At 62.3% G+C, this 12,581-nt stretch carries 14 protein-coding genes and 1 pseudogene; 3 read left to right on the top strand and 12 right to left on the bottom strand.

Annotated features, from left to right (window positions below):
- Window positions 1–100 precede the first annotated feature (100 nt).
- Entirely contained in the window at window positions 101–2,176 is a 2,076-nt protein-coding gene (gene uvrC, locus NKH22_RS26230; protein ID WP_352911634.1) for an excinuclease ABC subunit UvrC, read from the bottom strand.
- Window positions 2,173–2,937: an SDR family oxidoreductase gene (locus tag NKH22_RS26235; protein WP_027048823.1), complete on the bottom strand. Its 765-nt coding sequence runs from the start codon at window positions 2,935–2,937 to the stop codon at window positions 2,173–2,175. Before NKH22_RS26235 ends, uvrC begins: the two co-directional genes overlap by 4 nt.
- A gap of 411 nt (window positions 2,938–3,348) precedes the next feature.
- On the opposite strand from NKH22_RS26235, the gene NKH22_RS26240 reads away from it, so the two are divergent.
- Window positions 3,349–3,999: an outer membrane protein gene (locus NKH22_RS26240; RefSeq protein WP_023673452.1), complete on the top strand. Its 651-nt coding sequence runs from the start codon at window positions 3,349–3,351 to the stop codon at window positions 3,997–3,999.
- Between the two features lie 63 nt (window positions 4,000–4,062).
- Here NKH22_RS26240 and NKH22_RS26245 read toward each other — a convergent pair whose 3' ends face one another.
- The 3 genes from NKH22_RS26245 to NKH22_RS26255 form a co-directional block, all read right to left on the bottom strand.
- Window positions 4,063–4,659 (bottom strand): glutathione S-transferase family protein, encoded by a 597-nt coding sequence (locus NKH22_RS26245; protein ID WP_023705339.1) that lies wholly within the window; start codon window positions 4,657–4,659, stop codon window positions 4,063–4,065.
- 341 nt (window positions 4,660–5,000) lie between these two features.
- Window positions 5,001–5,390 carry a hypothetical protein gene (locus tag NKH22_RS26250; RefSeq protein WP_023673454.1) on the bottom strand — a complete coding sequence of 130 codons (390 nt, stop codon included), beginning with the start codon at window positions 5,388–5,390 and terminating at the stop codon, window positions 5,001–5,003.
- Between the two features lie 377 nt (window positions 5,391–5,767).
- Window positions 5,768–6,496, bottom strand: coding sequence for a DinB family protein (locus NKH22_RS26255; RefSeq protein ID WP_352911637.1), 729 nt, complete (start codon window positions 6,494–6,496; stop codon window positions 5,768–5,770).
- A gap of 62 nt (window positions 6,497–6,558) precedes the next feature.
- Between NKH22_RS26255 and NKH22_RS26260 the strand changes: the two genes are divergently transcribed.
- Window positions 6,559–7,182: a TetR family transcriptional regulator gene (locus NKH22_RS26260; protein WP_031193538.1), complete on the top strand. Its 624-nt coding sequence runs from the start codon at window positions 6,559–6,561 to the stop codon at window positions 7,180–7,182.
- Between the two features lie 96 nt (window positions 7,183–7,278).
- Here NKH22_RS26260 and NKH22_RS26265 read toward each other — a convergent pair whose 3' ends face one another.
- The 5 genes and pseudogenes from NKH22_RS26265 to NKH22_RS26285 form a co-directional block, all read right to left on the bottom strand.
- The gene (locus NKH22_RS26265) at window positions 7,279–7,725 is read right to left on the bottom strand and encodes a hypothetical protein (protein ID WP_352760430.1); all 447 of its coding nucleotides are present in this window, start codon (window positions 7,723–7,725) and stop codon (window positions 7,279–7,281) included.
- A 203-nt stretch (window positions 7,726–7,928) separates the two neighbouring features.
- Window positions 7,929–8,351: a VOC family protein gene (locus NKH22_RS26270; protein ID WP_352760433.1), complete on the bottom strand. Its 423-nt coding sequence runs from the start codon at window positions 8,349–8,351 to the stop codon at window positions 7,929–7,931.
- Window positions 8,352–8,666: 315 nt separating this feature from the next.
- Window positions 8,667–8,777 (bottom strand): annotated as a pseudogene (locus NKH22_RS26275) (MarR family transcriptional regulator); the annotation flags it as partial.
- 306 nt (window positions 8,778–9,083) lie between these two features.
- Complete coding sequence (locus tag NKH22_RS26280; RefSeq protein WP_023831132.1) at window positions 9,084–9,932, bottom strand: 23S rRNA (adenine(2030)-N(6))-methyltransferase RlmJ; 849 nt, start codon at window positions 9,930–9,932, stop codon at window positions 9,084–9,086.
- A gap of 7 nt (window positions 9,933–9,939) precedes the next feature.
- The gene (locus NKH22_RS26285) at window positions 9,940–10,554 is read right to left on the bottom strand and encodes a hypothetical protein (protein ID WP_023831133.1); all 615 of its coding nucleotides are present in this window, start codon (window positions 10,552–10,554) and stop codon (window positions 9,940–9,942) included.
- Window positions 10,555–10,736: 182 nt separating this feature from the next.
- On the opposite strand from NKH22_RS26285, the gene NKH22_RS26290 reads away from it, so the two are divergent.
- Window positions 10,737–11,894 (top strand): ATP-grasp domain-containing protein, encoded by a 1,158-nt coding sequence (locus NKH22_RS26290; RefSeq protein WP_031195188.1) that lies wholly within the window; start codon window positions 10,737–10,739, stop codon window positions 11,892–11,894.
- A 58-nt stretch (window positions 11,895–11,952) separates the two neighbouring features.
- On the opposite strand, the gene NKH22_RS26295 is transcribed toward NKH22_RS26290, so the two are convergent.
- Together NKH22_RS26295 and NKH22_RS26300 are read right to left on the bottom strand one after the other, a co-directional pair.
- Window positions 11,953–12,246 carry an addiction module antidote protein gene (locus NKH22_RS26295; protein WP_023672747.1) on the bottom strand — a complete coding sequence of 98 codons (294 nt, stop codon included), beginning with the start codon at window positions 12,244–12,246 and terminating at the stop codon, window positions 11,953–11,955.
- Between the two features lies 1 nt (window position 12,247).
- The gene (locus tag NKH22_RS26300) at window positions 12,248–12,535 is read right to left on the bottom strand and encodes a type II toxin-antitoxin system RelE/ParE family toxin (RefSeq protein ID WP_023672746.1); all 288 of its coding nucleotides are present in this window, start codon (window positions 12,533–12,535) and stop codon (window positions 12,248–12,250) included.
- Between the last annotated feature and the right edge of the window lie 46 nt (window positions 12,536–12,581).

The raw sequence follows: 12,581 nt of genomic DNA on the forward strand, positions 1-12,581 counted from the left end.
ATTGGCCAGACGAAAATAGCGCGCGATTGCCGGGATTCGAGTGGCCTGCGAGAAAAGAACGGCTGCTGCCATTTGATCGGGACAGCGGCGTCACCGGCGCTCAGCTCTCATGGAAATGATTGTAGACGAGCTTGGCGACCTGCTCTGAAATACCGTCGACCTTGACCAGATCCTCGACTGCCGCGCGGCTGACCGCCTTCGCAGTGCCGAAGGCCAGCAGCAGCGCGCGCTTGCGGCCGGGACCGATGCCGGCGATCTCGTCGAGCGGGCTCTTGACCAATTCCTTCTTGCGCCGCGCGCGGTGCGAACCGATGGCGAAGCGATGCACCTCGTCGCGCAGCCGCTGGACGAAATAGAGCACGGGATCGCGGACGGGCAGCGAAAACGAGTCCCTGCCTCTGACGAAGAAACGCTCGCGGCCGGCATCGCGGTCCTGGCCCTTGGCGATGCCGATGGCCGCCACGCGATCCTCGATGCCGAGGTCGGCGAGGATCTTGCGCACCGCGCTCATCTGGCCCTGGCCGCCATCGATCAGGATGACGTCGGGCCAGGCCGGGAAGCTGCCGGAGATGTCTTCTTCGATATCGTCGCCTGCTCCACCGGCTGCCGCGTCGTCGGGAACGACATCGCCATGTTCCTTCAGCAGCCGCGAAAAGCGCCGTTCCATCACCTCGCGCATCATGCCGAAATCGTCACCGGGCGTGATCTCGGTCGAGCGGATGTTGAATTTGCGGTACTGGTTCTTCACAAACCCTTCCGGCCCCGCGACGACCATGGCCCCAACGGCGTTGGTGCCCATAATGTGCGAATTGTCGTAGACCTCGATGCGCACCGGCGGCTTCGGCAGGCCGAAGGTCTCGGCAAAGCCGGCGAGCAGCCGGCCTTGCGTGGAGGTTTCGGCCAGGCGGCGGCCGAGCGCCTCGCGGGCATTCTGCAGCGCGTTGTCGGTCAAATCCTTCTTCTCGCCGCGCTGCGGCACCGAGATCGACACTTTACGGCCGGCGCGGGTGGACAGCGCTTCGGCCAACAGTTCCTGATCCTGGACGCCTCGCGACAGAAGGATGTTCCGTGGCGTCGGCTTGTCGTCATAGAACTGCGCCAGGAACGAGCCCAGCACTTCCGCCCCCTCCAGTGCCGGATCGGCCTTGGGGAAATAGGCGCGGTTGCCCCAGTTCTGGCCGGTGCGGAAGAAAAACACCTGGATACAGACCTGGCCGCCCTCCTGATGGATGGCAAAGACATCGGCCTCGTCGACCGTGGCCGGGTTGATGCCCTGATGGCTCTGCACATGGGACAGTGCAGCCAACCGGTCGCGATAAATGGCGGCGCGCTCGAAATCGAGCTCCTGCGAGGCCTGCTGCATGGCGGCAGAGATTTCGGTCTTCACCTTCTGGCTGCGGCCGGACAGAAAATCCTTCGCCTCGCTGACCAGCTCGGCATAGTCGCCATGCGAGATTTCGCCGGTGCAGGGACCGGCACAGCGCTTGATCTGGTAGAGCAGGCACGGCCGGGTGCGGTTTTCGTAAAAGGAGTTGGTGCAGCTCCTGAGCAGGAACGCGCGCTGCAGCGAATTGATGGTGCGCCCGACCGCGCCGGCCGACGCAAAAGGTCCGAAATAGTCGCCCTTGCGCGAGCGCGCACCGCGATGCTTGTAGATGCCGGGCGAGACGTGATCGCCGGTCAACAGGATGTAAGGGAACGACTTGTCGTCCCGCATCAGCACATTGAAACGCGGCCGCAAACGCTTGATGAGATTGGCCTCGAGCAGCAGCGCTTCGATTTCGGTGCGGGTGACGACGAACTCCATCGTCGATGTCTCGCGCACCATGCGGCCGATGCGGGCGGTGTGGAACCGGCCTTGCGCGTAGTTGGTCACCCGCTTCTTCAGGCTGCGCGCCTTGCCGACATAAAGCACGTCGCCGGCAGCGTTCATCATGCGGTAGACGCCGGGCGCATTGGGCAGCCGCTTGACCAATGTCTGGATGACCTCGGCGCCGACCATGCCGTCGGCGTCGCCGGCATGCGGCGCCCAGTCTATCGCTGTGAAGGCGACATCGGGCCCGGTGGCCTCGGGCTCGACGATCTCCTCGACCGCTTCATCCTGAAGGTTGATCTCGGGCGGCATATCGTCGGCGGCGCCGGCGCGCGTCTTGTGTTTCTGGTCTGCGGGACTCATTCCACCATGCCTGTCACATCCGGCGTCTGCCATGCAAGATGCTGGCCGCCGTCAAGCGCGATCATCTGGCCGGTCACCGAGCGCGCATCCCAGAGATAGCGGATGGTGGCGCCGAATTCGGCCAATTGCGGGCCGCGCTCCAGAATCAGGCCATCGACCTGCTTCTGGAAATCATGATCTTCCTGGCGCGTATTCTTCAGCGTCGGACCGGGACCGATGGCGTTGACGCGGATGCGCGGACCGAGCGCCTGTGCCAGCATTTCGGTCTGCGTCCACAAGGCCGACTTCGACAGCGCATAAGAGAAATAGCGCGGCGTCGGCCGCCAGACGCGCTGGTCGATGATGTTGACGATCAGCCCCTCCTGCCCTGGCGGCAAGGCGCGGGCGAAGTTTTGCGCCAACAGCGCCGGCGTCTTCACATGGATGGCGAAGTGAAGGTCCCATGCCGCCCAGTCGAAGTCCTCGACGCTATCGTCGACGAACAGCGACGCATTGTTGACAAGAAGCGTGACCGGGCCGAGCGCTGCCGCGGCGCGGCCGACGAGATCGCCAACCGCATCCATGTCGGTCAGATCGGCGGCTACCACGCCGGCGCGGCCGCCTCCGTCCCTGATGTTCGCAGCCAGCGCGTCGGCCTCGGCGGTCGAGCGGTTGGCGTGGATGGCGACGGCAAAACCGTGCGCGGCCAGATCCTCGACGATCGCCTTGCCGATCCGCTTCCCCCCGCCCGTCACCAGCGCCGTTCCGGCGGCTTCGATCATCTGTCAATCCTCAATCTGCGCCTCAATTCGGCTGGCGGCACATTGTGACGCGTCCAGGGGTTAAATGCCGTTTCCACCTGGGGCAGGAATGTGGCGAAACGGCTTTTTCGCCGCCGGCACCGCCCCGGATTCGGGTCGGCAGGACCGCAATATAGGACGCTGAACCCGTTGCACCAAGCCGAGTGCAGTGCAGCATCGCCTGCGTACTGACATTTCGCTGTTGCGAAGATGCAACGTCAAGCTTCGGCCTCATTCGTGCCGGGGAATGACCCATTTTCAGGTTCGCTGCCGCCGCATTTTGACACGACATTCGGAACCGTTGAGTGCCAGATCCGTTTCACCCCCCGGACGGGTTGATGGCGCTCAGGACAAACAGGCCTACGTGTCTTGTGGCTTAAGGAGTAAACAACAATGCAAACCAATCTCAAATTCGCGCCGCTCGCGGTTGCGCTCGGGCTCTTCGCCCTCAGCGGTACCGCTTTTGCTGCCGATGTCGTCTCGGAAGAGCCCCCGGCGCCGGCCCCGATCGCCGAGCTCCCCGTCGCTTCCTGGGCCGGCCCGTATGCCGGTCTCAGCGCCGGCTACGGCTTCAGCGGTCATGCCAAAGTCCAGGACGGCGGCCCCGACATCAAGACCAAGGGCTTTGTCGGCGGCGTTTTCGGCGGCTACCAGTGGCAGCAGGAAAACTTCGTGTACGGTGCTGAAGCCGATCTCGGCTACAATGGCGTCAAGGGTGACAGCGGCGGCGTCAATTCCAAGGGCGGCTTCGAAGGCTCGCTGCGCGCCCGTCTGGGTTACGCCGTGACCCCGGAAATCCTGCTCTACGGCACCGGCGGCGGCGCCCTGAAGAACCAGAAGGTCTCGGTCCCCGGCGACAGCGACAGCAACACCATGCTCGGCTGGACGGCCGGCGTCGGCACCGACATCAAGATCACCGACAATGTGTTCGGCCGTGTCGAGTACCGCTACACCGACTTCGGTTCCAAGAGCTTCGACAGTGTCGGCACCAAGGTCAAAGAGAGCGACAACCGCGTCACCTTCGGCGTCGGTATGAAGTTCTAACTGTCGTTCAAGCCACGACACAAGAAGGCCGGGCCTCGCGCCCGGCTTTTTTTGTTTCGCCCGTCAGGCCGGCACAGCCACCTTCAGCCCCGGAAACTTCTCATCGAAACGCGCTGCCCAGCGGGTCAGGCGGCCGCGGCCCTTTTCCCATTTGCCGGCGAAGCGCAGAGAGAGGTAGCCGAGGCAGGCACGCAACGCCAGCTGGCCAAGCGTGATCTTCTTCGGCAGCTTCGGCGGATTGGCGTTGAGGAAATCGAGTGCGGCGGTGATCTTGGTCCACTGGCGATCGAGCCAGGGTTGATAGACCATCTCCTCCGGACGCGTGCGCCGCTCATAGACCATCGACAGCGCGCAGTCGCATATGCCGTCGGCCAGCGCCTCCAGCACTTCGGCCTTGAGGCGCTTGTCGGCATTGCGCGGCAACAACAGGCTCTTGGAAGCGCGGTTGAGATGCTGAGTGATCGCGCGGCTGTCGTGGATCGAGCGGCCGTCGTCGAGCACCAGCACCGGAATCTTGCCGAGGGGATTGGCTGACATCAGTTCAGCAGGCTTGTCCTCGGTCTTGACCGGCACCAGCTCGACGGCAATGCCGGCATGGAGTGCTGCCATGCGCACCTTGGAACTGTAGGGGGATGAGGACGCGTAGAGCAGCTTCGGCATGATCGGTTCCCTGTTTTCGGACGGCCAGTGCATGTCGCTCAACAATGCGGCTCCGGTCTTGAGAACGACGCGCGTAAAACAAAGGTCTAGAGCGCGTCGCCTGAACCCCATCGGATGCGACCGCCTTAGTGTTGGCCGATCTTCCCTGAGGGAGCAACTGCCAGAAGGGCAAAACCAGGCGGCCAATCCGCCGACAATGAAATCGCCAATGCATGTCTCACAGAAGTGGCGTCAATTTCGAGAGAACGACATGCATCAAAACAAGACCTAAATCACAACAAAAAAGCTCCCGGGAATCTGCCAGTCGGCAAAGTTCCCGGGAGCTTTGAGATGGTCCGCTGTTACTTCTTCTTGGCGGCTGGCTTTTTGGCCGGTGCAGCCTTCTTCACAGCTGCCGTCGACTTGGCGGCGGCGGCCTTCATCGGAGCCTTGGCGGCGGGTTTTGCCGCTGCCTTGGCTGCCGGCTTCTTGGCGGCGGGCTTGGCTGCTGCCTTCGCAGCAGGCTTCGCCACAGCCTTGGCGGCCGGCTTCTTGGCGGCGGGTTTCGCTGCTGCCTTGGCGGCGGGTTTTGCTACTGCCTTAGCTGCCGGCTTTGCCGCTGCCTTGGCGGCCGGCTTTGCCGCTGCCTTCGGTGCTGCCTTCTTTACTGCTGCAGGTTTCGCGGCAGCTTTCGGTGCCGCTTTCTTTGCCGGCGCTTTCGCCGCCGGCGCCTTCGTCGTGGTCTTTGCCATGCGATGCCCCTTGCGTTTGTGCCGATGGCCGTGAGTGACCCGGCGAGCTAATGCATATCTGACTCGTGCGTATCTAGCCAGCGAAGCATTACATAGAATTTTGCAGATTAAGTTTCGGTTACGCTGAGAGCATGATCGCAATGATCGGCACAGAAATCGGCAAAGAATCTTCCCGCTTCGCAGCGAACTATTGCGAGAGAAATCTCTGATATCGCGACTCACACGATCTTCTCGTCAAGCTCACATTCTCTTGCAACGCCGTCGGTCTCACGCGGTCATCGGCGGCCTATCGGATGGCAACAATCATCGCACAGCAGAGGCTGATCTTGCTTCATCCCAACGGTTGCAGGAACAGCACTAAACTAGACGCGAGCTTTTTACTCGTATATCGAAAGTGGTTGGATGGAAGCCAGGAAAGACAGCACTTGAAGGGACAGCCTGTTGTGTCGGAGTTTCCCAGACGAGAAGGGAGATCGCCAGCTTCGGCGCAAGAGATGCCTAACGGAAATGGGAAACGAAGATCGGGGAATCCTCCTCCCGGGAAGCCGCGATCCCTTGGAAGCCACGGGGTGCAGGCCCCTAAGCGCCAACCGCTCGCGCACCTGCAGCCGGCGCGAAGGCTCGGCGTGGTGGAGGTGGACGGCAAACGTATCCCACGGCGGCGCAATGCCGATCTGCATCAGGATCCGCCCGATCTCGCCGCGGTGATAGCCGCCATGCGTGACGACATGTGTCAGCATTTCCTGGCGTGACATCATCGCCCTGTCGCCGTCGGTGAAGGTGAAAGCCACAGGCTCTGACATGAGCTTTGGCGAGACGGCTTCGATATAGTCGAGATACCAACGATCCATCGCAGCGACATCAGCGCTCAATTCATCGAGTGCCGGTGTGTCCTCGGTGTTGTTGGACGCATAGCCATGACGCGTGCCGGAAAGATGCGCGGCGAATATCTTCGATACGACAAGGTTGTGGTTGATGAGACGGGTCGCCGTGTGGCGCTGATCGATATGCTCCTGCTGGTCGAGGCCCGCAAGCTTCTCCAGCAATTCACCGTTCGCCCAGGCTTGATAAACGAAGAGGCTGCGGAGCAAATCCAGCGCGTCCATGGTCTATATCCTTTGCAAAAAATGTGAGTATGTTATCTATATTCTTGGCTGCTGGAGCAGACATGTCTACTCGCATTGCAAAGCCGCGCTCACGCATGCGCAAGCAGCCGCGCCAGGCGCGTTCGAGAGCGACGGTCGAGGCGCTCATCGAAGCCGGTGCTCATGTTCTGAGCGCGCTCGGCTGGGCCGGCTTCACCACCAACAAGGTGGCCGATGCGGCCGGCGTCAGCATCGGCTCGCTCTATCAATATTTTCCCGACAAGCTGTCGCTGGTCGAAGCAATTCGCCGGCGACATTTCGATCAGGTGCTGTCGGTGATCGCCGAATCAGCAGAAGGCGACAAGCCGCTCAAGCGATTCGCGCAGGAGTTGGTGCGCGGCATGATCGATGCGCACAGCATCCATCCGACGCTGCATCAGGTGCTGCTCGACGAGGCGCCGGGCGATCGCGGCTCACGCGCCGCCCATGCCTCGTTCCAATCGCGCTATCTCGATCACTACACGGCGGCGGTGGCGCAATATCGCAGGCGCAGAAAGGACAATGAGACCGTGGCCCGGGTGCTGTCCTCAGCGGTCGAGGGCGTCATCCACAATGCCGCGCGGCGAGACATGCTCGACGCGCCGGAACTGCAGAAGCAGTTGGTCGAGCTGATCTGCGCTTACGTATCTGGTGGGAAGGCGATGTGAGGCAGCGGCAGCAGTTCGGAGATTGGCGAAACCGGAGCGACATCAGATCTCCCCCTTGCAGGAGATGGCAGGTGCAACGGCGGTTCTTATCCGACCTTAGCGCAGGACGCGGCAGCGGCCGTTGTAGACCATCCAGCGGTCGAAGCCCGAGACGCAGAATTCGACATTGTCGCCGATCGAGGCAAAACCCTGGCCTTCCTCGATCAAGTACCAGATGGTGCGGGCGCGGCCGTCGGAAAGGCTGACGGTGGCGCCGCAATAGCGGCGGCCGATCGGCCATTCTTCGCTGGCCGGGAGATAGCGATGCTGGTGGATGCGTTGGAAATCGGTGATCGAAACATCCGGCAGATGCGGCACGTGATGCACCTGGTAGGAGAAGCGGCTGGAGATTTTGCTTAGCACCCAGGCCTCGCCGCAAACGCCGCTGTCCTCGTCGGAATAGACGGAAAGATCGGCGGCCTGCGCTGGCTGGCCAAAGGGTGCGGCCAGCGGCGTGCAAAGCGAAATCAGGGCAGCAAAAGCGGATTTGGCAAAGCGAGTCATGGCAGCCTCTCAAAGGTCGACTGCGCCCACTTTGCGGATTCGGCGGCGCGCGGTCAAGCGGTCGCACTGACGATGGTTTCCCGCTCCGCAACCGGTTTTGCCGGTGCGAAGCTGCGAAACCATCGTCCTGACCTTTGAAAAAGCTCGCCTTGCCCATTTAGGAAAAGCGGCCTGCCATGGCCGGCGGGGTGCTGAAACCCGGTTCAGCCTTGCTTGGCGTCGCCCTTCGGTATGGCGGCCGGGTCCATCCACATCGCTTCCCAGACGTGGCCGTCAGGGTCGGCCAGGCTGCGATTGTACATGAAGCCATAATCCTGCTGGGCGTTGATGTCGGCGGCGCCGCCATTTTTCGCCGCCGCCTCGTTCATCGCATCGACCGCCGCGCGGCTGTCGCAGGACACGGCAAGCATGACCTCGCTCGAGCTGGCGGGTGGGATGGGGCGGTTGGTGAATTGACGCCATTTGGCGTGGGTGAGCAGCATGACGTTGATGGTTTCGCTCAGCACCATGCAGGCTGCGGTGTCGTCGGTGAAGTGCGGGTTGTTGTCGAAACCGAGAGCTTTGTAGAAGGCCATCGACGCAGCGAGGTCGGCGACGGGCAGGTTGACGAAGATCATACGGGGCATAGGGTCTCCTTGACAGTACACAGTTGAAACCGGACCGGCGTTGCGCCGGACCATCCTTCGATGCCTTCTCTCAAGGCACCGGTTTTGCTTTTCCGCGCAGCCTCTCGGTCTACACCTTCTGCATCGCTTCGACCTCTTCGATGAAGCCGAGCAAAACTGCATCTCGGCCACCGTGTATTTCTCCAGCAATGCGGCACCTGCCTCGAAGATCGGATGGTAGCAGCGCCGGACGAGTTCCTCGGTCTTCTTGCCCGCCGCTGCCATAACCTTGCGCCTGTCACCGGGATCCGGCTGGCGGCTGACGAAGCCGCGCTTTTCCAGCCGGTCAATCAACGTCGTAGCCGCCGCCGGCGTGAGATTTGTCTCCCTCGCTACGACGTTTGCCGGCCGCGGGCCGTGACTGATCGCGCCAGCGGCGCTCGGCAGCGCTCAGCACATAGATTTCGGCAACGGTCCCATCGAACGTTTCAACGGCATCCTGCCAGCGCGACATCGCGAAGCCTATCGCGTTGACCAGTTCCTTTTTTGTCGATCTTGGCTTCGATTCGAAATCTAATAATTAGATATCTATCTATCTGATTCTGGGATTAGCGTCAACGCCAAGCCGATTAGATGTGCATCTCCATGGTTTCGGTTCGTTCAACACAACTGAGCATTCGCGGATGGCGCCACCGTCAAAACTTCTAGCGACTTTGTGTCTTTGCCGCGGGCGTCGCCCGCTGCGAAGCGTCGCTACTCCCCGGCCAGCCATTCCAGCGACCAGTGCGCCGGCTTTTCGACCGCCAGCAATCTGTGCAGGACCGGCAGCACGATGCGCAGTTCGCGCTCCAGCGTGAAGGGCGGGTTGACCACCACCATGCCGCTGCCGTCGAGGCTTGGTTCACGCGATGCCGGCCGGATCTCGAACTCGATGTCGAGCAGTTTTGGAACGCCGGATTGCTTGAGCGCCTTGCGGAAGGCGATGATCGCTTTGCGGTCCTTGATTGGATACCACAGCGCGTAGATGCCACCCGGCCAGCGCCTGTGCGCTTTCTGCATGCCATCGACCAGGCGGTCGAATTCGCCGACTTCCTCGAACGGCGGATCGATCAAAACCAGGCCGCGCTTTTCCTTCGGCGGCAGATGCGCGCCAAGCGCCAGCCAGCCGTCGAGTTCGATCACCCTTGTCTGGAAATCGCCGGCAAACAGCGTCTTCAGCCTGGCGGCATCTGCGCCGTGCAGTTCGATCGCCGACAACCGGTCCTGCTTTCGCATGAGGTGCCTGGCGATCAATGGCGAGCCCGGATATTTCTTCACCCCGCCATCGGGATTGAGCGAACGCACCGCTTCAAGATAGGGGGCAAGCAGCGCAGCCGCCGATTTTTCGATCGGGGCGTGGATGAGGCGGCCGATGCCGCCTTGCCATTCGCCGGTCTTTTGCGCTTCCGCCGACGAAAGATCGTAGCGGCCAATGCCGGCATGAGTGTCGACGACACGGAACGCCTTGTCCTTCTGCTTCAGATAGTCGAGCAGAAGGCTGAGCACGACATGCTTGACGACGTCGGCGAAATTGCCGGCGTGATAGGCGTGACGGTAGTTCATGCCGCGCTCATGTCGAGGAGCCTCTGCCCCAACGCGGCGGTGGCGGCTTCGAGTTCGGGTTCTCCGGCCGGCGACCGCCGAAAGCCAGAGTAAGCAGGAAGCCGATCAGGCCGACGGCCATCAGCCCATAGCCAACCGGCCGTGCGCGTTGATCGATCTCACCGGCGCCGGAGCGCAGTATCAGATCCACTGCGCGTATCGGGATATCGTCGGCGTCGCCCGGGCCGGCGGTGAAGAGATAGGTGCCGGGACTGACGGTTTCGATCACGCCGGCCTCGTCGCGAAAGATCTTGTCGGGCAGTTGCGGGCTGACCTGGCGCGGATTGTCGGCGTGGTTGAATTGCAGCGTCGAGGCAAGCACCGTGCGCCCGGCTGTGGCGGCAGTCAGCGTCAGCACGGTGCGCTGCTGCGAGACAATGCGCTCGGCCTTTGCCGTCAGGTCGACCAGCACTCTGACCGGCGCGTCGCCAGCTTTCAGCGTCACCGTCACAGGCCTAAACCGTCCCTGGTCGTAGACGCGCCAGGCGCCGATCTCGTGGCCGGAGAAATTGCTCATGGCCCAGGGATAGACGAAGCCAATGGCGGTGCCGGCAAGCAGTATCAGGACAAACAGAAAGCGCATTGAGGAGATCCGGGTGTTCGACAGATTGCCAATAACGCCCTGAAGGCCAAAAAGCGATGGCTGACGCAGCGGAGCCACCTTTGTGGAGTCCGTTGGCGGCACGCAAGCCATGTGGCACTTATGGCGAATGAAGCCTTCCGCAGAAGCATCGACTCGTCTTTTCCAACCGATGCCGGTGGCTCATGCCCAATAGCACCGTGCTGATCACCGGTGCCCGCGCGCCGGTGGCGCTGCACCTGGCGCGGCTGCTGCATGGCGCCGGTCGCCGGGTGATCCTGGCCGACAGCCCGGCCCGGCCGATCGCCGCAGCGAGCACGGCCTGCGCCGCCTACCATCGCCTGCCGCCGCCGCGCTTTGCCGCCGACGCCTATGCCAAGGCGGTGGAAGCGCTTGTCCGCGCGGAAGGCATCGAACTCGTTATCCCGACCTGCGAGGAAGTCTTTTATCTCGGTCGTCTCTGGCAGCACCGCGCCATGCCGGCCCGCCTCTTCGCACCCGAGATGGCGATGCTCGCCCGCGTTCACGACAAGCATGCCTTCATCCGGCTGGCGCAGAGCCTTGGGCTCGACGTGCCGGAAACGATACTGCTGCAAAGCGAGGCCGATCTCGACGGCGTTCGTGGCCAATCGCGCGAATTGGTGTTCAAACCGGTGTGGTCGCGTTTTGCCCGTGACGTACTGCTGCGGCCATCGCCGGACGAACTCGACGCCGTCCGCCCCTCGCCCGCCGCTCCTTGGGTGGCGCAGCGCTACATCGCCGGTGAAGAGATCAGCGCCTATGCGGTGGCGGTCGAGGGTGAACTCAAAGCGCTGGCGCTCTACAGTTCGCTCTATCGCGCCGGCATGGGCGCCGGCATCTGTTTCGAGCCAGTCGGGGATGCGGCTGCCCGGCGCTTCGTCGAAACCTTCGTCGCCGGCGCCGGCTGGACCGGCCAGATCTCCTTCGACCTGATGCGCGAGAACAACGGCAGGGTGCTGCCACTGGAGTGCAATCCGCGCGCCGTGAGCGGCCTGCACTTCTTTCGCGATCCGCGGCGCTTCGCCGACGCGGTCCTGGAGGATGGCGCCGAGGTGAAGCCCGACGTGACGGCGCCGCAGACGGTGAGGCTTGCGATGTGGATCTACGGGATGCCGGCGGCACTGCGCTCCGGTGGTCTCGGCAGCTTTCGCCAGGCGATGCACGATGCCGATGAGCTGCTCGACTGGCCGGGCGACCCCGCGCCGAAGCGGGCGCAGTGGCGCACGCTGGCCGAGATCGCCGGCACAGCACTGCGCCAGCGCATCAGCCTTCAGGCTGCGTCGACGCGCGATATCGAGTGGAATGGGCCGGAGCAGGACTAGTCGAGTTGAAGCGGAACTTCCCGTTTTCAGCTGAGTGCGTAAGTCCTGCTAAGGTTGCCTAAACGGGATTAACTGGCTTTGCGGACAATTGCAGGCCAAGCGCCTTGGTTACGCCCAGCAATGTACTGAGGCGCGGATCGCCCTTTTCGCTCAGCGCCTTGTAGAGTGCCTCTCGGGTCACGCCGGCGTCCTTCGCTATGCTTGTCATGCCGCGGGCGCGCGCGACAATGCCGAGGGCGTGCGCAATATAAGTCGCGTCCCCGGTCTCGAACGCATCAGCGAGCAGTTCGGCTTGAGACTCAGCATCATCAAGATATTCGGCGGCGTCGAATGGTGTGGTTCTGAGGGTCATATCAAACTTCCTTTGCCATTTTCCTGGCTTTTCCGATGTCCCTGTCCTGCGAGCCTTTGTCACCGCCGCAGAGCAGGATAATGACCGTGTTGCCGCGCCGGACGAAGTACACGCGGTATCCCGGACCGTAATCTACGCGCAATTCTCCTATGCCATCGAAGAACTTGGCGTCTCCCAACAGCCCAGCCTGAACGCGGACAATCCGTTGGGTGATCTTCTTTACGGCGCGAATGTCCGTGAGCCCTCTGAGCCATTTTCGGAATTCGTCAGTGGATCGAACTTCGATCATCCGTGAACTATAATTTACAGCAGAACTGGAATCAAGTGCCGTGAAC

This window comes from Mesorhizobium sp. M1252 (genome assembly GCF_040318265.1).
Taxonomy (GTDB): Bacteria; Pseudomonadota; Alphaproteobacteria; order Rhizobiales; family Rhizobiaceae; genus Mesorhizobium.

What these genes read in the sequence shown, in the direction of transcription:
- uvrC (WP_352911634.1), bottom strand. Translation starts at nt 2,176, where the DNA reads ATGAGTCCCGCAGACCAGAAACACAAGACGCGCGCCGGCGCCGCCGAC.
- NKH22_RS26235 (WP_027048823.1), bottom strand. Translation starts at nt 2,937, where the DNA reads ATGATCGAAGCCGCCGGAACGGCGCTGGTGACGGGCGGGGGGAAGCGG.
- NKH22_RS26240 (WP_023673452.1), top strand. Translation starts at nt 3,349, where the DNA reads ATGCAAACCAATCTCAAATTCGCGCCGCTCGCGGTTGCGCTCGGGCTC.
- NKH22_RS26245 (WP_023705339.1), bottom strand. Translation starts at nt 4,659, where the DNA reads ATGCCGAAGCTGCTCTACGCGTCCTCATCCCCCTACAGTTCCAAGGTG.
- NKH22_RS26250 (WP_023673454.1), bottom strand. Translation starts at nt 5,390, where the DNA reads ATGGCAAAGACCACGACGAAGGCGCCGGCGGCGAAAGCGCCGGCAAAG.
- NKH22_RS26255 (WP_352911637.1), bottom strand. Translation starts at nt 6,496, where the DNA reads ATGGACGCGCTGGATTTGCTCCGCAGCCTCTTCGTTTATCAAGCCTGG.
- NKH22_RS26260 (WP_031193538.1), top strand. Translation starts at nt 6,559, where the DNA reads ATGTCTACTCGCATTGCAAAGCCGCGCTCACGCATGCGCAAGCAGCCG.
- NKH22_RS26265 (WP_352760430.1), bottom strand. Translation starts at nt 7,725, where the DNA reads ATGACTCGCTTTGCCAAATCCGCTTTTGCTGCCCTGATTTCGCTTTGC.
- NKH22_RS26270 (WP_352760433.1), bottom strand. Translation starts at nt 8,351, where the DNA reads ATGCCCCGTATGATCTTCGTCAACCTGCCCGTCGCCGACCTCGCTGCG.
- NKH22_RS26280 (WP_023831132.1), bottom strand. Translation starts at nt 9,932, where the DNA reads ATGAACTACCGTCACGCCTATCACGCCGGCAATTTCGCCGACGTCGTC.
- NKH22_RS26285 (WP_023831133.1), bottom strand. Translation starts at nt 10,554, where the DNA reads ATGCGCTTTCTGTTTGTCCTGATACTGCTTGCCGGCACCGCCATTGGC.
- NKH22_RS26290 (WP_031195188.1), top strand. Translation starts at nt 10,737, where the DNA reads ATGCCCAATAGCACCGTGCTGATCACCGGTGCCCGCGCGCCGGTGGCG.
- NKH22_RS26295 (WP_023672747.1), bottom strand. Translation starts at nt 12,246, where the DNA reads ATGACCCTCAGAACCACACCATTCGACGCCGCCGAATATCTTGATGAT.
- NKH22_RS26300 (WP_023672746.1), bottom strand. Translation starts at nt 12,535, where the DNA reads ATGATCGAAGTTCGATCCACTGACGAATTCCGAAAATGGCTCAGAGGG.